Source organism: Cerasibacillus terrae (assembly GCF_008039555.1).
Classification (GTDB): domain Bacteria; phylum Bacillota; class Bacilli; order Bacillales; family Amphibacillaceae; genus Cerasibacillus; species Cerasibacillus terrae.
In genome coordinates, this window is the sequence record NZ_VDUW01000007.1 from 88,356 (window position 1) to 113,730 (window position 25,375).

At 35.4% G+C, this 25,375-nt stretch carries 25 protein-coding genes, 1 tRNA gene and 1 riboswitch; of the genes, 11 read left to right on the forward strand and 15 right to left on the reverse strand.

The features are described 5' to 3' along the window. Positions 1–34: 34 nt before the first annotated feature. From FHP05_RS10855 to FHP05_RS10865, 3 genes are all read right to left on the reverse strand, one after another. Entirely contained in the window at positions 35–1,294 is a 1,260-nt protein-coding gene (locus tag FHP05_RS10855; RefSeq protein ID WP_147668143.1) for an ATP-binding protein, read from the reverse strand. Positions 1,295–1,500: 206 nt separating this feature from the next. After that, positions 1,501–2,733, reverse strand: coding sequence for an MFS transporter (locus FHP05_RS10860; protein ID WP_147668145.1), 1,233 nt, complete (start codon positions 2,731–2,733; stop codon positions 1,501–1,503). Between the two features lie 5 nt (positions 2,734–2,738). Beyond that, on the reverse strand, positions 2,739–3,161 hold the full coding sequence (locus FHP05_RS10865; RefSeq protein WP_147668147.1) for a MarR family winged helix-turn-helix transcriptional regulator: 423 nt from the start codon (positions 3,159–3,161) through the stop codon (positions 2,739–2,741). 150 nt (positions 3,162–3,311) lie between these two features. Between FHP05_RS10865 and FHP05_RS10870 the strand changes: the two genes are divergently transcribed. Beyond that, positions 3,312–4,361 (forward strand): DUF3900 domain-containing protein, encoded by a 1,050-nt coding sequence (locus FHP05_RS10870; RefSeq protein WP_147668246.1) that lies wholly within the window; start codon positions 3,312–3,314, stop codon positions 4,359–4,361. A 47-nt stretch (positions 4,362–4,408) separates the two neighbouring features. Here the strand turns inward: FHP05_RS10870 and FHP05_RS10875 are convergent, their stop codons facing one another. Both FHP05_RS10875 and FHP05_RS10880 read right to left on the reverse strand, forming a co-directional pair. Next, on the reverse strand, positions 4,409–5,563 hold the full coding sequence (locus FHP05_RS10875) for an AI-2E family transporter (RefSeq protein ID WP_147668149.1): 1,155 nt from the start codon (positions 5,561–5,563) through the stop codon (positions 4,409–4,411). Positions 5,564–5,693: 130 nt separating this feature from the next. Further along, positions 5,694–6,860 carry an MFS transporter gene (locus FHP05_RS10880; RefSeq protein WP_147668151.1) on the reverse strand — a complete coding sequence of 389 codons (1,167 nt, stop codon included), beginning with the start codon at positions 6,858–6,860 and terminating at the stop codon, positions 5,694–5,696. A gap of 316 nt (positions 6,861–7,176) precedes the next feature. On the opposite strand from FHP05_RS10880, the gene FHP05_RS10885 reads away from it, so the two are divergent. After that, positions 7,177–7,965 (forward strand): squalene/phytoene synthase family protein, encoded by a 789-nt coding sequence (locus tag FHP05_RS10885; RefSeq protein ID WP_230973992.1) that lies wholly within the window; start codon positions 7,177–7,179, stop codon positions 7,963–7,965. Positions 7,966–8,106: 141 nt separating this feature from the next. On the opposite strand, the gene FHP05_RS10890 is transcribed toward FHP05_RS10885, so the two are convergent. From FHP05_RS10890 to thiW, 8 genes are all read right to left on the reverse strand, one after another. Next, entirely contained in the window at positions 8,107–8,550 is a 444-nt protein-coding gene (locus FHP05_RS10890; protein ID WP_147668155.1) for a hypothetical protein, read from the reverse strand. A 180-nt stretch (positions 8,551–8,730) separates the two neighbouring features. Beyond that, positions 8,731–9,549: a GNAT family N-acetyltransferase gene (locus FHP05_RS10895; RefSeq protein WP_191126328.1), complete on the reverse strand. Its 819-nt coding sequence runs from the start codon at positions 9,547–9,549 to the stop codon at positions 8,731–8,733. A gap of 395 nt (positions 9,550–9,944) precedes the next feature. Next, positions 9,945–11,222: an isocitrate lyase gene (gene aceA, locus FHP05_RS10900; RefSeq protein WP_147668159.1), complete on the reverse strand. Its 1,278-nt coding sequence runs from the start codon at positions 11,220–11,222 to the stop codon at positions 9,945–9,947. After that, positions 11,222–12,829, reverse strand: coding sequence for a malate synthase A (gene aceB / locus FHP05_RS10905; RefSeq protein ID WP_147668161.1), 1,608 nt, complete (start codon positions 12,827–12,829; stop codon positions 11,222–11,224). Before aceB ends, aceA begins: the two co-directional genes overlap by 1 nt. Positions 12,830–13,315: 486 nt before the next feature. After that, the gene (thiE, locus tag FHP05_RS10910; RefSeq protein ID WP_147668163.1) at positions 13,316–13,936 is read right to left on the reverse strand and encodes a thiamine phosphate synthase; all 621 of its coding nucleotides are present in this window, start codon (positions 13,934–13,936) and stop codon (positions 13,316–13,318) included. Positions 13,937–13,944: 8 nt separating this feature from the next. Further along, complete coding sequence (thiM, locus tag FHP05_RS10915) at positions 13,945–14,712, reverse strand: hydroxyethylthiazole kinase (RefSeq protein WP_147668164.1); 768 nt, start codon at positions 14,710–14,712, stop codon at positions 13,945–13,947. Continuing rightward, positions 14,709–15,515 carry a bifunctional hydroxymethylpyrimidine kinase/phosphomethylpyrimidine kinase gene (gene thiD, locus FHP05_RS10920; RefSeq protein WP_147668166.1) on the reverse strand — a complete coding sequence of 269 codons (807 nt, stop codon included), beginning with the start codon at positions 15,513–15,515 and terminating at the stop codon, positions 14,709–14,711. The genes thiM and thiD overlap by 4 nt, the downstream gene beginning before the upstream one ends. A 19-nt stretch (positions 15,516–15,534) precedes the next feature. Further along, positions 15,535–16,041, reverse strand: coding sequence for an energy coupling factor transporter S component ThiW (gene thiW / locus FHP05_RS10925; RefSeq protein ID WP_147668168.1), 507 nt, complete (start codon positions 16,039–16,041; stop codon positions 15,535–15,537). Positions 16,042–16,128: 87 nt separating this feature from the next. Beyond that, positions 16,129–16,241, reverse strand: a riboswitch (TPP riboswitch). 325 nt (positions 16,242–16,566) lie between these two features. Here thiW and FHP05_RS10930 point away from each other — a divergent pair. The 8 genes from FHP05_RS10930 (at position 16,567) to panC (ending at position 23,509) form a co-directional block, all read left to right on the forward strand. Then, entirely contained in the window at positions 16,567–17,604 is a 1,038-nt protein-coding gene (locus tag FHP05_RS10930) for a LytTR family transcriptional regulator DNA-binding domain-containing protein (RefSeq protein WP_147668170.1), read from the forward strand. 110 nt (positions 17,605–17,714) lie between these two features. Beyond that, positions 17,715–18,563 carry an ABC transporter ATP-binding protein gene (locus FHP05_RS10935; protein ID WP_147668172.1) on the forward strand — a complete coding sequence of 283 codons (849 nt, stop codon included), beginning with the start codon at positions 17,715–17,717 and terminating at the stop codon, positions 18,561–18,563. Next, positions 18,560–19,273: an ABC transporter permease gene (locus FHP05_RS10940; protein ID WP_147668173.1), complete on the forward strand. Its 714-nt coding sequence runs from the start codon at positions 18,560–18,562 to the stop codon at positions 19,271–19,273. Before FHP05_RS10935 ends, FHP05_RS10940 begins: the two co-directional genes overlap by 4 nt. Before the next feature lie 183 nt (positions 19,274–19,456). Further along, positions 19,457–20,200, forward strand: a complete 744-nt coding sequence (locus FHP05_RS10945) for a MerR family transcriptional regulator (RefSeq protein WP_147668175.1) — start codon at positions 19,457–19,459, stop codon at positions 20,198–20,200. Positions 20,201–20,239: 39 nt separating this feature from the next. Then, on the forward strand, positions 20,240–20,878 hold the full coding sequence (locus FHP05_RS10950) for a hypothetical protein (protein WP_147668177.1): 639 nt from the start codon (positions 20,240–20,242) through the stop codon (positions 20,876–20,878). A 108-nt stretch (positions 20,879–20,986) separates the two neighbouring features. Then, positions 20,987–21,862 (forward strand): Rossmann-like and DUF2520 domain-containing protein, encoded by an 876-nt coding sequence (locus tag FHP05_RS10955; protein WP_191126329.1) that lies wholly within the window; start codon positions 20,987–20,989, stop codon positions 21,860–21,862. Further along, positions 21,822–22,649, forward strand: a complete 828-nt coding sequence (gene panB, locus FHP05_RS10960) for a 3-methyl-2-oxobutanoate hydroxymethyltransferase (RefSeq protein ID WP_147668181.1) — start codon at positions 21,822–21,824, stop codon at positions 22,647–22,649. Before FHP05_RS10955 ends, panB begins: the two co-directional genes overlap by 41 nt. A gap of 14 nt (positions 22,650–22,663) precedes the next feature. Continuing rightward, positions 22,664–23,509 (forward strand): pantoate--beta-alanine ligase, encoded by an 846-nt coding sequence (gene panC / locus FHP05_RS10965; protein WP_147668183.1) that lies wholly within the window; start codon positions 22,664–22,666, stop codon positions 23,507–23,509. 65 nt (positions 23,510–23,574) lie between these two features. On the opposite strand, the gene FHP05_RS10970 is transcribed toward panC, so the two are convergent. Then, positions 23,575–23,647: transfer RNA gene (locus tag FHP05_RS10970), tRNA-Ala, on the reverse strand. Between the two features lie 223 nt (positions 23,648–23,870). On the opposite strand from FHP05_RS10970, the gene FHP05_RS10975 reads away from it, so the two are divergent. After that, positions 23,871–24,260 carry a hypothetical protein gene (locus FHP05_RS10975; protein WP_147668185.1) on the forward strand — a complete coding sequence of 130 codons (390 nt, stop codon included), beginning with the start codon at positions 23,871–23,873 and terminating at the stop codon, positions 24,258–24,260. 4 nt (positions 24,261–24,264) lie between these two features. Here FHP05_RS10975 and FHP05_RS10980 read toward each other — a convergent pair whose 3' ends face one another. Further along, entirely contained in the window at positions 24,265–25,302 is a 1,038-nt protein-coding gene (locus FHP05_RS10980) for a YeiH family protein (protein ID WP_147668187.1), read from the reverse strand. Positions 25,303–25,375: the final 73 nt, after the last annotated feature.

Sequence of the window (25,375 nt, forward strand, 5' to 3'; positions counted from 1 at the left end):
CACAATTCTTAATATCACCCATTAAACTTAAACTTTAAAACCCCAATTTATGGGTGTAATCATCTGTATTCCAATCTTGTTTTTCTGTACGACGTTGATTTTCCAATAAATCATCAACAATTTTATCAATATTAATCGGTTCTTCATAATGCCACTGAAGAGCGATTGACATATATACTTCATTTAATTGAGCAATCGAAAGCCCTTTTGTTTTTTGAATCAAATGATGGAGTACACCTTCATCGAGAAATCTCTCTAATCCCTTTTTACGTAAGTATAATTCTCGTAATGTATCATCTGGTTGTTTGATTTCATATGCACGATCAAAACGTCCGGCACGATTAATTAATGCAGGGTCAATTTGTTCTGGATAGTTTGTTGTGCCAATCAGAAAGATACCTTCTTTCGATGTTGCACCATCTAAAGCATTTAAAAATGCGGACCGTGCATAATCTGGCATGGACTCGATATCTTCAATGACCAAGACCATCGGTGCCATCTTCGTTACGGTAGAGAATACTTCCTGAATGGAATAGCTTGATGTATTTTCTGTGATTTGCCAATAAACGGTTGGTGCAGACACACTTCCGGCAATGGATTTCACTAGTGTTGTTTTTCCATTTCCTGGGGTACCATATAGAAGAATACCCCGTTTATATGGAATATCATATTTTTTGAAAAATGATCCACTTTTTAAGAAGAATTCATCAATCGAGCGAAAAATATCTGTTTTCATATCATCATTTAAAAGAACATCCGCACGTGGTACTTGATTCGTTATTTTTTCCCGGTGACGGACAACACCGTCATCCGTATCTGTGAAAATAGTAATTCCCTGTGTCATAGATTGACGTTGTGTTTCAATCATATCTTGTAAAAAGAGGAGCATACTTTCATCATCTTTAGCAAAAATAAAATCCTCTTCGAAGTCTTCATGATTTTGATAAATTGGTATACGAACCATTGCTACACCATGCTTTTTAAAATAAAAGATATTATTTATTAATGAGGGAATAACACGGTAATTTTCCTCAGAGGTATAATAAACAGTTCCTGTACTGACATGATCATAGACACTTGCTATTACCTCTATTTCCTTATCATTTTCTTGAAGCATTTGTTTGATTGTTCCAAAGATTGATTGGAGCTCTTCCTCACTTTGATATTGTTTTACTTCCGTGTTTAAATGTTTCTTTAGAATGTTTTTTACCTTTTTTACAGCAGTTGCATAGTCATGGTAATGTGGGTTCATTTCTCGTCTTTCTGGATAGGTGATTAAAGGATTTTGTTTCATAATTTTAGTACCTCTCATATTTTCAGCATAATTTGACCATATCATATCATATTTTTCTCCATATTTAATACACTAATTTCTAACTTTTAATGAAACTTTTATCAATCTATTACGATAGTATCTGACAACAAACGATTTGGAAATAGCTTAATTTTAAACAGGGCATTTTCATATCGCTTTTATATGAAAATGCCCTGTGTTTATTTTTACGGTGATACTTCTTTTTGAAGTGGATTCTTTTGTTCCCTTTTGATCTTTTGTTTATCTTCCTTTTGCTTTTTTCCATGTAATAAATAGTAGAGTCCTATACTGATAAAAATAAAAATACTAGTATATAAATAAAGTTTACTTAAACCAGTATACCCAGCAACAATACCTAATACAAAGGAACCAACCCCTATTCCACTATCAAAAAAGGTAAAGAAGGTTGCAGTTGCTACTCCTCTGCGACGGGGTTCCACATTATTAATCGCGATTGTTTGAATAGCTGGGCCAATCGTACCATAACCGACACCAATTAAACCACCAGCAAGTAAGAATGTAACAGGGTTTGTCGTTTGACTCAATAAAAGGACACCTATTCCGTAGATGACAATGGATGGGTAGAGGATGAAGTTTTCTCCATATTGGTCAAAAGCTCTACCTGAGAAGGGCCTGGAAAGAATTAATAATGCAGCATATGCAACAAAGAAAAGGCTAGCTGTTTTTTCCATATTGATTTCGATTGCATAAATGGAAAGGAATGATAAAACACTAGCATAAGAAAATGAAAGAATCCCAGCCATGATTGTGACACCAAGCACTTTTCTTTCTATTAAATCATCTAATTTGAAGCCTTTTTTGGTGGCCGGAATTTGATAGGATTGGGGTGCTTTTTTTGGTAATTTCGGAACCATTGCAGCAATAAGAGCAAATAAGGAAAAGAAGGAAGTGATAATAAATAATATCTTAAAAGTTGTAAATTGAATAATGGTTAATCCAAGAAATGGACCGACGACCATTGCTAGATTCATAAACAACGCATAATAGCCCATTCCTTCCCCACGGCGTTCTTGAGGTAGAATATCTGCAACAATTGTTCCTAGAGCAATGGTAGCAATTCCAAAGCCAATTCCATGAACCGCACGCAATATCAATAATAATGTGAAATTATACGTGACTAAATAAAGAATGGTTGCCACAAGATAAAGGATTAAAGAAAAATAAAGCATTTCCCGTTTTCCATAAACATCTAATAGTTTTCCTGTAAATGGACGAATAACAACAGCAGCGATTAAAAATAAAGTTACAATTAATCCAACTTCTGCTTTGTTCCCACCTAAATCATTAATAGTGTAGATTGGTAAAGTAATCATTAAAATATAAAACGGTAAAAATAAAAAAAAGCTCGATAACGAGATTCCTAAAAAGTCTCTCGTCCACAGCTTCGGTCTTGACAAATATGTCACTCTCCCTTACTTAAATTATTATTTATTTTTTGAAGAATATCTAGAATATCTTGTTGCTCCTTTTTTGGAATATTTTCCAAAACACGCGCTTCAAATTTTTCTATTTCTTGTTTCCATGTTGGATACGTATTTTCGGCTTTTTTTGTTAACTGGATTAACTTTTCTCGTTTATCAATTCCAGTCTTCCGCTCGACCAAGTCAGCTTTTTCTAACCTAGAAATTGTGCGGGTAATTGTTGGGGCTTCTACACTTAAGTAATAGCAAATCTGTGCCTGTGTAATAGGTCCATATTCTTTTAGAAGAAAGATAATTGCCCATTGCGAACGATAAATGCCGAGTGGTGCTAGCTGGCGATCTAGTTGTTTGGAAAGTTGCCGATTGATTTGAAAGAAGTGATGGAAAAGGTAATCGTCTAACATAATTGGATTCACTCCAGGGAAACAAGATAGTTACCTAGGTAATTATCTAGGAAAGCAGATTAGAAGTCAATTTAAACTATATGTATATTCTAATAAATTGACGAAAGGGCCGCTCTTTTTTATACTTTAAAAGGATAGAAGGTGATGAAACTGGATTTTAATATACAATTTTTATCATTTTACGTGATTCAAATAGAAGATGACACGAAACAGTTAAAACATTATCAAACACTTGATCATGAAAATTATGAGATGAACTCCTTACGGGATTTCTTAGATGGAGAATTAGCAAAGATAGTTAAGCGAAAGGTCGAACGCCATGGAAAATCAGAATCTAGTCCAACAAAGATAGGCCGATTTGTAGTCGAACCTGGGCATGAATTAACTTCTAATCCTAATTATAATTTATTCTCAAAGGTACGATTCGCCGACTCTGTTGAATCCTTCCGTGAAGCGACAAATAAGATAGCTGAAATGTATTTAGAAACGAGTGCTGTCCGAGGTGGAGCGTTTATTATCACGACAGCAAAATTAACAAAGTTCTTTGATGATCCATTTCTGTTTATTTTAAAATGTGACTTTGAACCGAAAGTAGCTACTATTACAGATGAGGCAACATTGATACATCAGGTGGAAATGGCTATTACGACGAAAAATATGAAATCCATTCAGTATCCATACATGCCAGAAGAAGGGATGATGGACCAGGCAGAAGTAAAAGTACATCAAGCTTCCCATGCAAGGTATTTCGAGGATTTTCTTAAATTTGTTGAATATGAAAAGTCAATGCCAGAAATTGTGAAGACACAAGTAGTTCATATGGTACAAGAACATATTGATGAAACCTATCCAGAAGAAACAGATGAGAAGGTAGAACTAGAAGAAGCTTTGGAAGAATGGGCGGTCACACCAAAACGAGAAATACAAGAACGTTTTACAACAGAGCAAGTGGTAGAAGCAACTTCAGAGATTGTGGAACACGCACCAGAAGTAGAGTTAAAGATGAAGATGGATCATGTTTCTATTAAAGCGATGCTTTCTGACTTCGGTGATATCGTTCATTTAGCCAAAGTAAATGGTCGATACGTGCTTGTTGTCGAAGCAGAAAACATTCATTTTGAAAAAGGGTTCTCTCCAATTGAATTCCATAAGCCAGATGATTTGATGACGGTTATGGATAAGGTTGTTAATAAAAAGTAAAGAAAGCACAAAGTTTCATCAAAAAACTTTGTGCTTTTCATATATCTTTATTTCTCTTTTAGCTTGTAGTGGCCAGAATCATTTCCGTAAAACCGATTATATCGTATTTTAAATTTATCATAGATATATTGAACAAGAACTTTTACTATAGCATAGCCAGGTATACCTAGGATAACACCGATGATACCAAATAAATTCCCTGCTACAAGTAAAACAATAATAATGGTAAGTGGATGAATTTTCATTGTTTTTCCCATAATATTTGGTGAAATGAAATTTCCTTCTAAAAATTGAACAGCTACCCAAACAATCGCTAATTTTAGTAGCATAAATGGGGAGTGGACAATCGCAATAATAATCGCAGGTGAAATGGCAATTGTCGGCCCCAAATAAGGAACAACACTTGTTATAGCAGCAGTTAAAGCTAAAATAATCGCATAATCTAAACCAATAATTAAATAGCCAATATAAAGTAGAATACCAATACAAGACGCGACAATGATTTGTCCTTGGATATAGGATCCCACTTGTTCGTCCATATTTTTCAAAATATAATCCGCATCTTTTCTAAATTTAGGCGGTAGTAGATGTAAGCAGTATTCTTTAAAACGTCCTCCATCTTTTAATAAGAAGAACAGGATAATAGGAAATGTAATCAAGGCGACAACAACATTAGTCACTGTAGATGCGAAGTTCCTAACACCTTCATAGGCTCCTCCTATATAAGCACCAACTTGACTTGGTAAATCACTTAGATTTTCGATAACCCATTGATATCCTTCATCATAGTAATCACCTAAAATGGAAGTTTCCATCCATTCTTGAATTCCCTTTCCCATTTGATTTAAATAAGATGGAAATGTTCGTATTAAGTCTTTTATCTGTGTTTCAATCACAGGAGCTGTAAGCAAAACAAGCCCTGTTAAAATCCCACTTATCCCTAAAATAAGAATAATAATTCCCCAGATTCTTTTAATCCGCAGTCGTTCTAATAAATTAACGATTGGATTTAACAGATAAAAGGCAATAAATGCTAAGATAATTGGTGGTAAAAGAGTAGAAAAAATGGTTATGATAGGATTGAAAATAAAAGATACTTTATGATAAACAAAAATAGTGATCCCAATCAGTATAAGAATAATAAGACCAAATACTAAGTCACGACCACCGATAAATTTCATAAAACGGCTAGAAAATTTCATAAGGATCTCCTTTATATATCTAACTAATCATTTTTATTGTGTAAGTGAGTTAATTACACTTTATTATAAAGTAAATATGTAAAATATTCCATTATGCTAAAAAGAAAGAATGGTCAATGAACCATTCTTTCTAATGTGCATGATATTTATTTGATAAAACATTTCGGCTATACATGGAAATAACAGCAGTAGCTAGGGATAGAAGTACTAGTATCCCACCTATTGTTGCATTATGAACTACTGAAGTTTGCTCAATGACGATTCCTCCAATGAATGACCCAAAAGCAATTCCAAAATGTAAGGAAGAATTATTTAAGCTTTGTTGAATATCGGATGTATCGGGGGATGCTTCAATTAGAAAGCTTTGCATTGCTGGTGAGAGTGCCCAGCTCATCACACCCCAGATAATTAAGACGATAAAAAAGACTGGTAATATTGATGTTGTATGTGGTAGTGCGAAAATAGCTGCAGCAAAAAGGATGATTACTCCCATAATGGTTTTCCTTACCCCGAATGTATCTGCCAATGTTCCACCAAAACCACCACCACTCACAGCGGCAATTCCGAAGATTAAATAAATGGTGCTAATCCAGTTTCCAGAAGCTCCCATTGTAGATTGTAAAAAAGGATTTAAGTATGCATAAATGGCTGTGTGTCCTGCTAAAAATAAAAAAGTCGTAATGTGTGCAAATAGAATTTTTCTATCCTTTAATGTAACGATTTGTTGTTTAATTGGAATAGAAGGCTTTGGTGTAACTCTTTCCATGAAAAAGTGAACCCCGATAATTGATAACAAAGTTAATAAGCTAACTAGTATAAATGGAGCTTTCCAACCGAGTGTATTTCCTAGTATCATTCCAAGTGGTACACCTAAAACTAAAGAGGCACTTACTCCCATCGATACAAGCCCAATGGCCCGTCCCCGATATTTTGGTTCTACCAGCCTTGGAGCCATTACTAAACAAAGAACAATTAGAAGTGCTCCACTTGCTGAAGAAATGATTCTGCCAAGAAAAACAATTCCATAGGAAGAACTTAATATTGTAATAATGTTTCCCACAAGGAAAATATATAGAGAAAAAAGTGTTAATCGTTTTCGCTCTATGTTTGCTGTTGCGATTAAAAGAACGGGTCCTGCAATAGCAAATATAAGGGAGAAAATGGTGATTAGAAATCCGGCTTTTCCTAGACTAACTTGTAAATCTGTAGCAATTAAATCGAGAATCCCACCGATAATTAGTTCCACCATTCCTACAATAAATGATACAATCATTAAAAAATATACACGTTTATCCATATAAAAAATCCTTTCTATTAATAGCTTCTGTTTCCTATCTATCGGCAGTATGAGTTTATAAAGAAGATAAACTTCTCTTTCAACTACTTTCATTGCTATATTAGCATAACTAATATTTTTATCCTTCACAACAATTATAACTAGTTTTTTTTAGGCAAGAATTACTTGAAAAAAGTAATACTTTTAACTATATTTTGTCGAATTTGTCAATTATGATTCTTAATCAGGAAAAACTTCTCTGTTTCTGTTATACTTTATATACCTCGCTATGATTGAAGGAGGAACTTCATTGGATAAAAAATTGGAAAAAGAAGCGATGCATGTTTTAAAGTTAACAAGTCGGACTTTTTATATACCGATCAAATTGTTGAAACCGAAATTACGAAAAACGGTTGGTTCGGCTTATTTATGTATGCGTGCAATTGATGAAATAGAGGATCATATTCAATTAGAATCGGAAATAAAACAGCATTTATTACGTGAAACAAGTCAATTGTTAAAACAACAACCGTTTGATAAAGGAAAATATCAATCACTTATTCAACCGTATGAAAAGTATTTACCAGAAGTAACCATTCGATTAGGGGACTGGATAGACTTTTGTCCAGACGAAATCACTGGCACCGTGACAGATGCAACCAGTGTGATGGCAAATGGTATGGCAAAATGGGTTGACAAAGGTTGGAAAGTAAAAACAGAAGAGGATTTAGATGAATATACGTATTATGTTGCGGGACTAGTAGGTATCATGTTATCAGATATTTGGAAATGGTATGACGGAACAACAACTAATCGGGAACTTGCAATAGGTTATGGAAGAGGGCTACAAGCAGTAAATGTCCTTAGAAATGTTGATGAAGATAGAGAACGAGGTGTCCAATTTTTCCCCGATAGCTGGACAAAAGATGATATGTTTGCATATGCAGAAGAAAACTTACGAAAAGCTGATGCATATATGAAAGATATTAAAACAAAAAACATACTGCTATTTTGTAAAATCCCCCTCGCATTAGCGAAACGAACATTAAAAGCGTTAAAACGTGGACAAGAAAAAATGACCCGTCAAGAAGTAGAAGAGACGGTTGAACAAATTGTAAATGAATAAATTCAACCAACTGAATAGAGGGAAACTTTTGCGGCTAGTTTTGTCACACCCTTTATATAAATGGGAGAAACCTCGATGTATGAGCTGCAGTCCTGATAAATGAAAAAACGTGCTCGTTACAAAAATACGAGCACGTTTTTTTTAAAAACATTGAAATGAATTAATTCGGTCTAGGTCAATTCCAAAATAGACCCATCTAAAAAATGACCATCGATAACCAGCTACAGAACGACGTCCAACAAAGGTTGGGTAGAACCAAAAAGAGTTACCATTATCTAGCCAAATATACGTGAATCGATAGCGACATCCACGGATTGCTCCAGGATCAATCGCATATGTTTGAAATTTCGGCTGCTGTGGAGTGAATAATGGTGGTGGAGTTGTTGGTGGACCATCTGTTTGCGGCTGGTTATATGGATCAGGTCCACCAGGGAAATTGTTTCCCCCAGGAAATCCAGGATCTCCCGAGCCCCCAGGAAAACCAGGTGGGCCAAACATCCCTCCTAGGTTATTAAAAATTCGCTCATCTTGGTTATATTCATCATCATATGGATGAAAAAAACTTGGGTACTTATCATTGTTCATTCTATTTTACCCCCTTAAAAATTCTTTCTCTTTACTATATGGGTAATCGGTCTAGAAGGGGATTAAAAATAGGAAAAATGGGCATTTTTAGCACCTTGATTTAGGATATTATAAAAACTCCCACCTTGAAGGCGGGAGTTGACTTATATTCGCAATCATGCTGTATCACACCGTTTTGGGTTATGTTGGAACTCCAACAAGTTCAGTGTTTTCATATATTTTTAGATTACCAATCGATTGAAAGCCTGCTCGTTCATAGATTCCCTTTCCTTCTGGTGAAGCTTGAAGAACACAGTATTCTCCATTGTTTTCCTTAGCATCATGAAGTAAGTATTGAATTAATGCGGTACCAATACCTTTGCCTCTAACTTCTGGTATTGTTGCAATATCATACATACCAACTGTTGTATCCGTAAACATTAAAGATCCCGTTGAAACAACTTCACCTTGATAGATTCCAACGTATGGTTTGTATGGGGAGGATCTATCTAGTAAAAGATCAGTTATTTTGGAAAAATAGGTTTGAATGTACTGTGGTTCAGGATTTTCATATAAATTGGCAATAATATTTCCAAATTGTTGAGCCTCATTTTCTGTAGATATTTCTTTTAGAATTAAATCATCTCTATCTTGTATCGAAATTTGCTGGTCCTTTAATTCTGCAACCATTCCAATATATGGGGTGTGGTATTCCGTTAAACCAATATCATGTATAATTTCTCTTGTCTCTTTTTCATCTTCCCAGCACCACATATTAATTGGAAAATCTTTATCATTAAAATGATCCATTTCTTTTTTTATAGTGTCTTTGGATGGGGTTTTTCCTTGTTCGGGTAATGTAATAATATTGAAGTTATACGTAGGGATACCAGAATCAACACGCACGAGATCTTCTGTTTCTTTGACATGCATATTGTTCATTCTTCTTGCATTGTGAGTTACCTTTGCTGTTAGATTATTTACCATCATCTTTCGGTACTCTTTTTGTTCTAAATCCACGTTACTTTCATCTCTCCTCATTAGTTTTTTTATGAATAATTATTCCTCTCTTGTTGAGAGAAACTCCATAAATCTAAGTCTTCTTTATCGTATAATGATATTTTTCTTTATGCAAATGGGATTTTAGGGTCTGATTACATGTATTCTATAAGATTTTTGAGGAAATATATTCTTTTAGTAAGTAGAGGTTAAAAAATCCAATTTCTTTCGCTTATATGGACAGAAATGAAACTATTTTCAAAAAACAACAAAAATAATGTTAAAGTATACTGGATGAAACGCTTTTCACCAAGTAACTTGATTAAAAACAGATTTATGGAAGGAGGGAAAGAAATATCTCCTAGTAAAAATAAAAAGTGGGTCATTGTATATTGACCCACCTATACATAATTATTTTATTTCGTAAATTGTTCCTCTTCCGTTGAGCCTTTTAAAGCGATTGTTGATGAAGAACCACCAGAAATAACTTGAGCTACCTCATCAAAGTACCCAGTTCCAACTTCACGTTGGTGACGGGTTGCCGTATAGCCATCTTTTTCGCTAGCAAATTCTGCTTGTTGTAATTCGGAATAGGCAGCCATTCCATGATCTTTGTATTTACGAGCAAGTTCAAACATGCCATGATTTAATGAATGGAAACCAGCTAGTGTAACGAACTGGAACTTGTAACCCATTTTAGCAATTTCTTTTTGGAAATTGGCAATTTCTTGATCGGATAATTTTTGCTTCCAATTAAACGATGGAGAACAGTTATAAGCAAGTAATTTATTCGGATATTTTTCGTGAATAGCCTCTGCGAATTGTCTCGCTTCTTCAACATTCGGTTCAGAAGTTTCACACCAGATAAGATCAGCATATGGAGCATAGCTTAATCCACGAGCAATTGCCTGCTCAATACCAGCTTTTGTACGGTAAAATCCTTCAGATGTACGTTCACCTGTTATAAATGGAGCATCAGCTGGATCAATATCACTTGTAACCATGTCTGCTGCATTTGCATCCGTACGTGCAACAATAATAGTTGGAGTTCCCATTACATCAGCAGCAAAACGAGCTGAAATTAGGTTACGAATAGCATCCTGCGTCGGTAGTAGTACTTTACCGCCTAAATGACCGCATTTCTTTTCCGAAGCGAGCTGGTCTTCGAAATGAACACCAGATGCTCCAGCTTCAATCATTGCTTTCATCAATTCAAAAACGTTCAATTGACCACCAAATCCAGCTTCAGCGTCAGCAACGATAGGAGCAAACCAATCGATTTCATCGTTTCCTTCTGAGTAATGAATTTGATCAGCACGCTGTAAAGCCTGGTTAATTCGTTTTACAACTTGTGGAACACTATTTACAGGGTAAAGACTTTGGTCAGGATACATCTGTCCAGCAATGTTTGCATCTGCTGCAACTTGCCATCCACTTAAATAAATGGCTTTTAGTCCAGCTTTAACTTGTTGCATTGCTTGATTTCCAGTTAGTGCGCCTAATGCATGAACATAGTCCTCATTATTAATTAGTTTCCATAATTTCTGGGCTCCTCTTTCAGCGAGTGTATACTCAATATCAAGAGACCCTTTTAAACGGATAACATCCTCTGCTGAATATGGTCTTTCAATGCCTACCCATCTTAAATCATTATCCCATTCTTTTTGCAATTGATCGATACGTGATTGTCTCATTATTTATTTCCCCCTTCAATTAATTGACCGTATGCCGGTATCGTTAAAAACTCTGTAAATGTATCGTTTTTTACAAGATCAGTAAAAATGGTTGCAGCTTTTTCATAAGCACCTTGTGAAAAAGCTTCTTCACCAACTAGAGATTTTATTTTTTCCATTTCTTTATTGAGAATATTATCAAACAGTTCAAATGTAATTTTACGCCCATCATCAAGTTTTCCTTCTGGATGGCGAATCCATTGCCATACTTGGGCACGAGATATTTCTGCTGTTGCTGCATCCTCCATTAAGTTATAAATTGGAGCAGCACCTCTACCTTCAAGCCATGAAGCAATATATAAAATACCTACATTAACATTTGTGCGTAAGCCTTGTTCTGTGATTGGCCCTGTTGGAATTTCTAGTAAGTCTTGAGCGGTAACAGATACATCTTCCCGTTTATTTGAAATCTGATTTGGTGTTGGCATATTTTCATTAAAAACATCTTTTACAAGTTGAACCATTCCAGGGTGTGCGACCCAAGTTCCATCAAATCCATCCCGCACTTCTCGCTCTTTATCTTGACGAACTTTTCGGAATGCCTCTTCATTAGCAGCTTCATCATTACGAACTGGTATTTGTGCTGCCATTCCACCGATTGCAGGTGCATTTCGTTTATGGCACGTTTTTACAGCTAGTTGTGCATATGCTCTCATAAAAGGAACTTCCATTGTTACAAGTGATCTGTCAGGAAAAACAACATTTTCATCATTCTGAAATTTCTTGATAAAACTAAATATATAATCCCAACGACCACAGTTTAAACCAGCTGAATGTTCTTTTAATTCATATAAAATTTCATCCATTTCAAATCCGGCTGTGATGGTTTCAATGAGTACAGTTGCCTTAATTGTACCTTGAGGTATACCGAGCTCGTTTTGGGCGAATACAAATACACTGTTCCATAATCTAGCTTCTTGGTGATTTTCTAACTTAGGTAAATAGAAATAAGGTCCTGTATTACGTTTTAATAATTCCTTTGCATTATGGTAAAAATATAGACCAAAATCGACTAAACTTCCTGACATTGGTTGCCCGTCAATTAATATATGTTGTTCATTAAGATGCCAGCCACGAGGTCTAACAATCAAAACGGCTGTCTCTTCATTAAGTGCATAAAACTTGCCATTTTCTGCCTTGAAATCGATTTGTCTGCGAATAGCATCCTTTAGGTTGATTTGGCCATTCATCATATTTTCCCAACTTGGTGCGGTTGCATCTTCGAAATCAGCCATGAAACATTTGGCACCAGAGTTTAGTGCGTTGATAATCATTTTCCTATCAACAGGTCCGGTAATTTCTACTCGGCGATCATGTAAATCTTTTGGTAAAGAATTTATTGTCCAGTTTCCTTCACGAATAGTTTTGGTTTCCTCTAAAAAATGAAGTGTCTGACCTTCGCTTATTTTTTGTTGTAGTTCTTGGCGGGTTTGTAGAAGGTTTAGTCGTTGTTGATTAAAATGGTAATGGAGTTTTTTTAGGAAATTTAAAGCATCGTCAGTTAAAATTTCATTAAATCTAGAATCATAAATTCCCTTAATTTCGATATTCATATCTTTTGTTAACATTGTTTAATAATATCCTCCTTTTTTGTTATGATACAAAACCAACAAAATAATAATGTTATATAACAACCTTGGCAAAAAAATTAGTCTTCTCTTTTGGATAGGCAATATTCACATTCCGTTGTGTAGCTTTTTTCATCTATTTGCCCACCGCATTCTGTGCAAACATTATTATTTCTAAACATGATGACACCCCCTTAATATATAACACATTTTAATATATCTTATGCTGTTATATTACAGTATATACCCTTTATTTAAAAATGCAACAGTTTTTATCAGATTATTTATAAATTTTTCAAAAGATAATTAAATCACAATATTCCGATGTGGGTGAAAACCAAGTATATCAAATGGTTGGAGAGGTATTTATTCGAAATTAGAGATAAAAAATACACCCTACCAAAATATTTTGGTGGGGTGTATTTTGTGAAAGTTTCTGTATAGGAGAAAGGTGATTCAACGAAACTTACTGATAAAACTCTTGTTTTATAATTTTTTTACTGTATCCATAATATTTTTTGCTTTAGTAATGGTAGAAACGACAGCCACTCCATTAGCACCAGCTTTCACTATAAGCGATGCATTGTCTGGATTAATACCGCCAATTCCGACCATTGGAAGTTTTGGGTGTTTTTTTCGTAACGTTTGAATCCATTCCAGACCAACGGGAATCTTGCCTGGTTTTGTAGCTGTTTTATAAATGGGACCTGCACCGACATAATCAATTAATTCAATGGGACTGTTATTTAACTCTGTTTGATTGGATATGGAAAGGCCAATGATTTTATTAGGATATTGCTCTCGTATTTTTTCAACAGGTGTATCTTTTTGTCCAACATGAACTCCATCGGCATCAAGAGGCTCAATCAAATCTACATCATCATTGACAATAAATAAAATATCGTATTCTCGGCATATTTCTCGTAGCCTTTTTCCTAACTCAATTTGTTTTTCACCTGTTAGAGAATATTCTCCTTTTTCCCGATATTGAAAAGTAGTGATTCCAGCTTCGGCTGCTTCCGTTAAAATTTCTTCAGGACTTCTATTTTGACAATCTTGACTTCCCATAACAAAATACTTCCGTAATTGTTCAGCTAATGATTTCATTTCAACATTCATCCTTTCAATGTAACAAATGGATAGGATAGTGCATCGACAAAATGGGAAAGAAATGTTCCAGGACCCTTTACATCTCGTTGTGATGCAGCATGTTCGGCGGCAAGTCCGTAGAATGTGACTGCTGTTACTAGCTGTTCTTCAATTGGATTATCTGTTGTTAAACATGCTCCAACAATAGAACCGAGTAAACAACCACCACCAGTTACTTGTGTTAAAAATGGGTGTCCAGTTGTATTTTGGATAACTCTGTTTCCAGTGCATATGATATCTGTTTTTCCAGTTATGACAATGCTAGTGTTATACTTCTTAGCTGCTTTTGCAGCAATTTCTTCCACATTTCCACTTCCAATGGAATCAACACCTTTTACCTTCCACGGGACATCAACAAGATGGGCGATTTCCCCTGCATTTCCTTTAATTACAGTAGGCTGAACTTGTTCTAAAACATATTTAATAGTTTTGGAGCGAAACGGCGTCGCTGCAACACCAACTGGATCGATTACAAGTGGAATATGATGTTTATTAGCAGTTTTTCCGGCGATAATCATCGCCTCAATTTCATCTTTTGTTAAAGTTCCGATATTCAAAAGCACACAGTCTGAAGCTTGGGCCATTTCTTCTGCTTCTTCCTTTTCACTTGCCATAATAGGACTTGCACCAAAAGCAAGCACACCATTTGCAACGAAATTTTTTACAACTTGATTCATGATGTGATGAATTAGTGGATTTTTTTCTCGGGCTTGTTCTATAATTTCTGGATTCATTGTTTTATCTCCTCCATTCTTGGTGCGAAATGGTTGGTTGGACCACTACCATGACCTAAATCAAATGAATGCATGATTGCCTTTGTGATATAATCCTTTGCCTGTTTTACGGCGTTATATAATGAATCCCCTTGGGCTAAATAAGCTGTAATCGCAGCTGATAAAGTACATCCAGTGCCGTGTGAGTTTGTTGTATCAATTCGTTTGGCTTGGAAACGGTGGATAGCCTCTCCGTCATAAAGGAAATCAATCGCATCGCCTGTAAAATGTCCTCCTTTTACAAGAGCAGCTTCGGCGCCATAGGTATGAACAATTAATTTTGCAGCCTCCTGCATAGCCTCTTCCGATTGGATGGTAATCCCTGTTATATTCTCTGCTTCCGGAATATTTGGTGTGACAATTGTTGTTAATGGTAGAAGTTCCTCGCGTAAAAACTTCTGTGCATCTGTTGCAATAAGTGGATCCCCGCTTGCCGCAACCATAACCGGATCCATCACATAAGGAATATGTAAGTCTTTAATTTTTGCCTTAATTGCTTCCATCATATCGATATTGGCAATCATCCCTGTCTTAAATGCGTGAATCGGCATGTCATTAATCACCGAATCTAGTTGTTTTTGAATCATGGAAAGTGGTATATGATGAACATCTTGAACACCTGTTGTGTTTTGGGCAACAACGGATGTAATGACAGACATCCCATATGTTTGTAGTTCTTGAAATGTTTTTAAATCTGCTTGGATTCCAGCGCCACCACTAGGATCTGTACCAGCAATGGTTAATGCACATGCTACATTTCTCATAATAAAAGCCTCCTAATTTTTATTTTAATCTGCTTACTTCGATTTGTTTTAACAGATTGGCAGATTTCATACGGGAAACGATAAACACTCCGATGAGTGCACCAGAAATACTACTTGTTAAAAAGGATGGGAAGAAGAATAGTGCACCAAATGATGTTCCCATAAAAACCTTCGCGAATGGGACAGCAACTAACGAAGCGAAAATCCCAGTGCCAACCATTTCACCAAAAGCAGCCCAGCCAATTTTTCCATATTTTTGATATAAATAACCTGCTAATAATGCACCAATCATCCCACCTGGAAATGCAAGTAGTGATCCAAGGCCAAATAAATTCCGAATAAGCCCAATCATAAAAGCAATTGTAACTGCAGGAATGGGACCGAGTGTAACTGCTGCAAGAATATTTACCGCATGTTGAACAGGATATGCTTTGGCAATACCAGCTGGAAACCAAAGAAATTGAGAACCTAAAACACCAATAGCAATAAGAACTGCCATGATGGTAATTCGTCGTGTTCGGTGCATGCGTGGTACACCTCCTTTATTTTCATAAAAAAAGTCAGGTTCATGTTTATGAACCTGACTTCATTGTCGATTTGAAATAGATAGACATCGCTCGTCTGACCACTTCCCTCCGCTGGTATCATCCAGATCAGGTTCAAGAGTTAGAAAACAAATGGTTTTCCTCTCAGCCCTTCTGTGTAAGGGCACCCCTAGTAGCTTCCATATAGATTTATGAAATTGTCCCCCTTAGCGTATCATAGAAAAATAATTTTGTCATTTCCCTGGAAAAATGTGGTTGTTGGTTTAATGTTTCCGGAAAGTGTGGAAGTAAGTAAAGAGATAACGTTAACCATCTCAATATCACCAGAAAAGCGTTAGATCCCAGAAAAACAATTACATTGAGGAGGAAAATTGCATCATTCAACATTATTTTTGCTCCATTCATCCCAGTATTGGTCGTTTAGTATCCAAAATATATATTACAAAATGTTGCCTAATCAGGTATTATAAAAATAGAGAAAATTGTCTCATTGGAAAGGTGATTTTATGGAAGTATTATCGATGGAAGATGTTGCAAAACATGAAAAAGATACTGTTTTATTTCCTGACTTTAGTTTAAAGGTTTACAGGCAAGGTGTCACAGCTATCTATTCTAGTTTAAATGTTCGTCATGTATTATTAAATATGCTAATTGGGAAGCATTCGGTCACATCTGGTAAAATTTTCGTTCAAAATGAAAGTTACAATATAAATAGACGTGCATATCTTGCACAAATTGCTGTTTGTTTCTTTGAAGAAGGGATGTATGAACGGTTAACGATTATGGACTGTTTAAAATTTTACCAAGGCCTTTATCAGTCCAAACAAACGTTTGAACAAGTATTGCAATGGACCCAATTAGAGGATAAAACACACACAAAAGTAAGTAAACTCACATTTTCTGAACGTAGACGGGTTCAATTTGCTAAGGTCTTATTACAAGATGCCGCACTTTATATCTTTGAGGAAGCAGATTTAAATGTCGATTTGGAAACGAAACGTGTTTTTTCTACTATCATTCAAAAACTACAAGAAAATCAAAAAGCAATCCTTATTCTAACAGGGAATATGGAAAATGCAATCTCGGTAGCTGATGAGGTTTATCGCTTAGATGAGAAGGGGCTTTATAAAGTAGAAATTGATGAAGGTAAAGACGAAGATGTAAAGAAAGAAGTGCCAGATGCAGAAGAGAAGGAACAGACTTTTAAATTCCATAAAATACCTACGAAGATTAATGAAAAGATGGTTCTGTTTGACCCTCCCGAAATTGATTATATAGAAAGTAAGGACGGCCAGGCACATTTATATATAAAAGGAGAAGCTTTTCCAACAACATTTACATTAAATGAATTGGAAGGTCGATTACATTATTTTGGATTCTTCCGATGTCACCGCTCGTATATTGTAAATTTACAAAAGGTTCGTGAAGTAATTACGTGGACGAGAAATAGTTTTAATTTAATTTTAGATGATCAAGCAAAATCATCCATACCATTATCAAAAGGAAAGATGGCCCAATTAAAGGAAATATTAGGCCTGAAATAAGTTCCATTCACCTCGAAAAATGCTCCATTCATGGAAAATATACTGCTAGACCAATGTTTTTCCTCTATTCTAGATTTACAAGCAAATGGAAATCACAAGGAGGAAAAATGATGGAACAAATTATTAAAGTGAAGTCATTAGCAAAATTTTTTGGGAATTATCCTGCATTGGAGGATGTTCATTTTGAAGTAAATAAGGGAGAAACATTCGGATTTCTCGGACCAAGTGGTTCCGGAAAAACAACAACAATTAAAATTTTAACTGGACAGTTGTTGGCTACTTCAGGAGATGCATTTGTATTTAATCAACCAACTGCTTCATTAAATAAGGCAAAATATCGAAGGAAGTTCGGTGTCTTAACAGATAATAGTGGGTTATACGATCGGTTAACCATTTATGATAATTTAAAATTATTTTGTGACCTTTATGACGTACCTGCCAAACGTATCAATAATGTGTTAGAGATGGTGAACTTAGAAAATGAACAGAAAAAAATGGTATCTAAATTGTCTAAAGGGATGAAACAGCGAGCACAACTGGCAAGGGCCTTCTTACATGAGCCAGAATTATTATTTTTAGATGAACCGACATCTGCATTGGACCCTGCGAATTCTAAACATATTTATGACGGGCTTCGTGAGCTAACAAAGGGAGGAACAACCATTTTTTTAACAACACATGATATGCATGAAGCGGAGACATTATGTGATCGCGTTGCATTTCTCCATAAAGGAAAAATCCAATTATTGGATGAACCGAAAAAACTTCGGCGTCAATTTTCAGACTCTTCTTTACAAGTTTTATTAAAAGATGGTCGTGAACTTTTATTACCAGGTGGACCTAATGGAGCAAAAGCTTTATATGAACATATGCAAGCTGACAAAGTTGTATCTATTCATTCAAATGAACCAACTTTAGGAGACATTTTCGTGGGAATTACAGGGAGGGAACTTGTATGACTTTTTCAATGAAACGTGTATTGGCTATATTTAATAAGGATTTAAAGGACTTATCTAAAAATATGTTTGTATCTACATCGATTCTAATGCCTTTGGTGTTAGCAGCAATATATGGAAGAATGGCTGAAGATCTCTCCATAGAATCCTACTATCTTGTCATTAATCTTGCCTTTACAATGACAGCTACATTCATTCAATGTGCAATCATCGCTGAAGAGAAAGAGAAAAACACATTACGTGGTTTGATGTTATCACCTGCAACTATTCCAGAAATTTTTAGTGGAAAAAGTTTAGTAGCCTTCTTGTTATCAATAGTAACAATCGTTGTATCTAGTATATTCATGGAATATTATCCAGAAAATGTCGCCTTGGTTGCTGTTGCAATTGTTGTTTCTACACTATTTTATATTGCATTAGGAACATTACTCGGTTTATTAGCGCGGTCTGTTGTAGAGGCTTCTGTTATTATTATGCCTGTAGTATTCTTGCTAGGATTTGGTTCATTCATAGAAACACTAATGGACAAATATCCAATTCTTCACTTTGCAGAATATCTTCCAAACTTGCAATTGATTGAGTTTGCTACAAAAGTGCAAGCAGGATCTGGATTGACAGATGTATGGTCACATTTAAGTGTTATTACGGCTTGGTTTCTTATTGTATCATTTCTTACTATTGTCATTTTTAAAAAGAAAGAAATCGATGCGTAGTAGTAGGAAAAACAAATGGTTGTTTCATAATCTTAGGGCGTTTATTTAACGCCTTTTTTAATTGGGATTATTCTAACCTATCAAGTATATTGATTCTTAAATATAATAAAAAGTTGAAACTTACGTAACGTCATTTTGTATACTATAAATATAAAAATGATCTATGGAAAGGTGTGTGAATATATGCTGTCCATTAAAGAAATTACGAAACAAACTGGTATCACTGTCAGAACACTTCGATATTATGATGAAATCAAATTATTAGTACCAGCAGGGAAAACAGAAGGAGGTCATCGGTTATATGGGGAAAAGGAATTAAAAAAATTACAAGAAATTCAATTTTTGAAAATGTTAGGATTTAGCTTGAAGGAAATTAAAGAAATGCTTTCAGATAAAACGAGAGATTGGCAGGAGGGATTACAAAATCAGTTGCAATACGTTATAAAAGAGAAAGAAAAATTAGCCGAAATAGAAAAAACATTAATTGGCTTAATGAATGGAATAACAATTGATGGCGATGTTAATCTTAGTGAAGTTCAAAAAATGATTCATCTTTATCAAGGAAGTTATGAAGAAAGAAATGCATACCGGGATCAAATGTTTTGTGAAGAAGAGAAAGTGTTATTAGACCTACTACCAAATATGAATAGTAGAGATTCAGACTCATTGGAATGGGTTCTATTACTAGGTCAGTTGAAACAACATCTGGATAAAGATGTCACTGCACCACAAGTTCAAAAGATTATTCAGCGAATGTACGAAAAGACAATCGAAACATTTGGTGATAATGATGTGTTTTTTAACAAGTTATGGGCTGTTCGAAAATCACCAGAGAAGTCGAAAAAAATGGGGTTTTATCCTATTGAGGATGAGGTGTTGGATTTTTTCGAGAGAGCTTGGCAAGTATTTGAATCGAAACAAAAATAATAATCGGTTGAAGAATTTTAAGTGGAAAGAGGTTTGTTTATGACATTTTTAATAGAAAACCAATGGGCTATTTTTATTACGTTGGAAGTTAGTGCACTCATCTGTTTATTATTATTTGCCGTCGTGCGCTATGCTTTTACAAAAGTGCGATTTAGTTATACGTTTTTATTTTTGTTTATTGTAATGATTTTATTAGAGGCCTTGCTTGCTTATCTGGTGTATTTGGAGACAGGGGAATTTACGACATTTCAAATTGTCATTATGATTTTTATCATATATGCAGGAACATTTGGGGTTAGTGACTTTAAGCGGATGGACCGCTGGGTAAAGGATAAAGTTGGGAAATGGAAAGGAATTGATTTACTAACCGAAAAAGACCGAGAAATCATGGCCTATTTAAAGGATCCGAAAGTGATTGCAAGAAGAGCACGTTATTGGTTTTATGCACATACTGTCGTCTTTATTTCTGCTATTTACGTGTTTTGGTTGTTGTATGGGAATGATAGTTATTCCCTTGATTATTTTATATTGAACTTAGAGTGGTATGGGGATGAATTATTAGAACCGCAACCATTTACAAGTGAATTAATCACAAACATTGTTCGGGTTTGGGCAATTGTCTTTGTTGTTGATTCGATTATTAATTGGTCTTATACATTGTTTCCGAGTAAAAAGTAAATGTATTGACGGTATCTCATTTAAAGAAGGTATCGTCTTTTTATTTACTGAAAATCAGAAAATTATGTTATGATTTATGTGTCTTTATTTATTGAAGGAGTGCTCGAGATGAAGATAGGTTTTATAGGTGCTGGAAAGGTTGGCTGTTCTTTTGGGCTATTTTTAAAGAAACGGGAATTTCAGATAGTTGGCTATGCTAGTCAATCAATGGAATCAGCTAGTTATGCAGCAAATCTGACAGACAGCTCGGCTTTAAGTTTTAATGAGCTTATCAAACAATCGAATTATATTTTTATTACGACACCAGATGACAGAATAGAAGATGTATGGAATCACATGCTAGATTTTGATTTACGAGACAAGAAGGTTTTCCATATGAGTGGTTGTCTATCTTCATCTATTTTTACGAACAGTGGGGAAAATGGTGTTTTAGGTTATTCGCTTCATCCTTTATATTCATTTGCAGATAAGAAATCATCCGATTTAGGGGAAGTCGTCTTTTCTATAGAAGGAGACCATATAAGTGGTATACATGCTTTCTTGGATCAGTCGAATATCCGTTATTTTGTATTGGATAAAAAAAAGAAAGCCCTATACCATGCTGCTGCAGTATTTGTTTCCAATTATGTCGTTGCATTGGCAAAGATAGGAGAAGATTTGTTATTAGAAAGTGGTCTAGACAAAGAATTATCTATTGTTGGGACTCTTCCCTTAATGGAAAGCGCTTTATTTAATATGAAGAAAAAGGGTATTAACCATGCTTTAACAGGCCCAATTATTAGGGGAGACTTAAATACGATACAAAAGCATATCGAGGAACTTCCTACATACAAAGAAATCTATAAACGTTTAGGATTGGTTGCTTTACAAATTGGTAGTGAGACAGGAGATTTGTCTGATAAAAAAACAGAAGAAATATATCAAATATTAAGGAGCGATTGCAATGAAAAAGACGGTAGCGACATTTCAGGAAATGAAAGATAAAAATGAAAAGATTACGATGGTAACTTCCTATGATTATTCGATGGCAAAATTAGTAGACGGTGCTGGAATAGACGGGATACTAGTTGGCGATTCGTTAGGAATGGTAACGTTAGGATATGAGGATACACTATCTGTAACAATGGATGACATGGTACATCATACAAAAGCAGTTAGCCGAGGAGTAAAAGATGCTTTCATTGTGGCAGATATGCCTTTTTTATCCTATCATTTGAATACAGAAGAAACAATTAAAAATGCAGGTCGATTGATTCAGGAGGGACATGCCCATGCCGTTAAATTAGAAGGAGGCATGGATATTTTAGATCATGTAAAAGCGATTGTTAAAGCACAAATTCCTGTTATGGGACACATCGGTCTAACACCTCAATCTGTTAATGTTTTTGGAGGATTTAAAGTACAAGGGAAAAGTAAGGAAAAAATACAGCAACTTATCGATGATGCAAAAGTTTTGGAGGATGCAGGAGTTTTCGCCATCGTAATTGAAGGTATCCCTGGTGAAGTTGCTCGTATCATTACGGAGGAAGTGTCAATACCAACAATTGGGATTGGTGCTGGTAAATATTGTGATGGGCAAATTTTGGTTGTTAATGACATGTTAGGCATGTTTTCTGATTTTGTTCCGAAATTCGTGAAACAATATAAGAACCTGAAAGTGGACATCCATGAAGCTTTTGAAAATTACATAACAGAGGTAAAAGCGGGGACTTTCCCAGAGGAACAACATACATTCAAAATAAACAAAGAAATAATAGATGAATTTAAATAGCAGGAGAGATAAAAATGATTGCAATTAACTCCATAGATGAACTAAAGGCAAATCTAAAAGCATGTAAAGAAAAGGGCTTATCCATTGGATTGGTTCCTACCATGGGCTATCTTCATGAGGGGCATCTTAGTTTAATCAAAAAAGCAAGAGAAGATAATGATATCGTCGTTGTAAGTATTTTTGTTAACCCAACCCAATTTGGCCCGAAGGAAGATTTTGATCAATACCCAAGAGACAGACAAAAAGACTTAGAAAAATGTGAAGAGAATCAGTGTGATTATGTATTTTTACCTCAGGTCAATGAAATGTATCCGGAGGGTTTCTCTACATATGTAGAGGTGGAAAAATTAGGACAAGTGTTATGTGGTGAGTCTAGACCGACCCATTTCGAAGGTGTAGCAACAATCTTAACCAAATTGTTTAACATTACAAAGGCTGATAGAGCATATTTTGGACAAAAAGATGCACAACAATTAATCATTGTTCAAAAAATGGTTAAAGATTTGAATATGGATATTGAAATCATTGGTTGTCCAATTGTTCGAGAAAAAGATGGACTAGCACTAAGTTCCCGAAATACCTATCTAAGTGAAGAAGAAAGAAAAGATGGCCTACTATTATATGAATCTTTAGTAAGGGCGAAGGAATTAATAGATGGTGGAGAGAGAAATGTTTCAACAATAAAACAAGAAATGAAAGGTATTATAAATCGAGGGAAAAATAGTGAAATTGATTATATTGAATTTGTTAATGGCAAAACATTGGCACCTGTTTCAGAAGTAAGTGGAAATGTATTGATCGCAATTGCCGTACAGGTAGGAAATACTCGTCTGATTGATAATGTGATAATTGATGCTTAATAAATAAGGAGTTTAGACAAATAAAAAGCGCACATACATTAACGTGTATGTGCGTTTATACATTATGGAGCATATCGGGCTTGAACCGATGACCTCCTGCATGCCATGCAGGCACTCTCCCAACTGAGCTAATGCCCCGTATGTCAATTTTTTAACCAAATTATATTATATAATGAATCTCAGGGTTTTGCAAGGGGCATGATTATTGGATGTGTCACATTTAACTCAATTATATTTTAATGTATATATAAATCGGGTTTAACTGAATGGAAGTATGTTGGATGCCCGCGAAAGCGAAATCTAGCGAAAATCGGTCAACCAACCGCCGATTGATGACCACAAAAGCGAAACCCAGTGAAAATTGGTCAACCAAACGCCGATTGATGCCCGTAAAAGCGAAATCCGGCGAAAATCGGTCAACCAACCGCCGATTGATGCCCGTAAAAGCGAAATCCAGCGAAAATCGGTCAACCAAACGCTGATTGATGCCCGCAAAAGCGAAATCCAGCAAAAGTCGGTCAACCAAACGCCGATTGATGCCCGTAAAAGCGAAATCCAGCGAAAATCAGTCAACCAACTGCCGATTGATGCCCGCAAAAGCGAAACCCAGCGAAAATTGGTCAACCAACCGCCGATTGATGCCCGTAAAAGCGAAATCCACCAAAAATCGGTCATCCAAAAGCATATAGATGACCGAAAAATTAAAAAAGCGCAAATATTGGTCACCAATCCCACACCGCTACACGACTAATTCACTATAAAATAATAAATGCCAACACAGAAAGGAGCACAGACGTTATAAGCATCGCCATAAAAGGGCGCAATGCCTTGGTACGTAAGCTTTGAAGATTCACACTTAAACCAAGCCCGACCATAGCGGCGGTTAAGAGCCATGTTGAGATAGAGTAGATGCCATTCATCATGTTTTCGGATACTGGAATGGACTTTCCAAAAACGAATGTCCCTAACACACTCATCATGACAAACCCAAGTAAAAACCATGGAAATGTTATTTGTTGTTTTCCCTTAGAAAATCTTCCTGTTCGTTTGACTATAAAAATGATAATAAAAGACAACGGTATTAACAAAAATACCCGACCAAGCTTTGCAAGAAGAGCCATGGCTAATGCATCTTCACCAGCTGGTTCAGCCGCTAAGGCAACATGTGCTAGTTCATGTAGACTCATCCCAGACCATATTCCATATTGAATATCGGTTAAAGGCAAAAATGGTTTAATAAGGATATAGAGAATCGAGAATAGTGTTCCAACGAGTGCAATCATTCCCACACTAATTGCTGTGTCTTCATCCTCCGCTTTAATAATTGGTGCAATAGCGGCAATTGCTGCTGCACCACATACCCCTGTACCAACTCCAGCTAATAGAGAAATGGTTTTATCAGCTTTAAAAACTTTTGCTAAATACATTGTAAAAAGAATGGCAAAAGCAATGACAATCATGTCTTTCGCTAAAAGTCCTAGTCCATCGCCAAGTACGGTATGAATATTTAAACGAAGTCCATATAAAATGATAGCCACCCGAAGCAAGACTTTTGATGAAAATGTAATACCAGGTCGTAAAAATTCTGGGTAACCGAAAATTTGACTATAAATGATTGCAATAATAATGGCGGTTGCTAATTGGCCCAGATAAGAAAAACCAGGGATAAAGGTTAACATAAACCCTAAAAAGGCAATAAAAAAAGTAAATAAAACACCAGCAATCCATCTAAAAGGAAAAGACACACTAGCTTCCTTTTTCGCTCGCACATTCGAATCGTGTTCACGTCCCATTAAAAACACCTCCACTATAATCGTATTACAGTATTTATAATAACGAAAATAAATCATCATTATGATTATCATA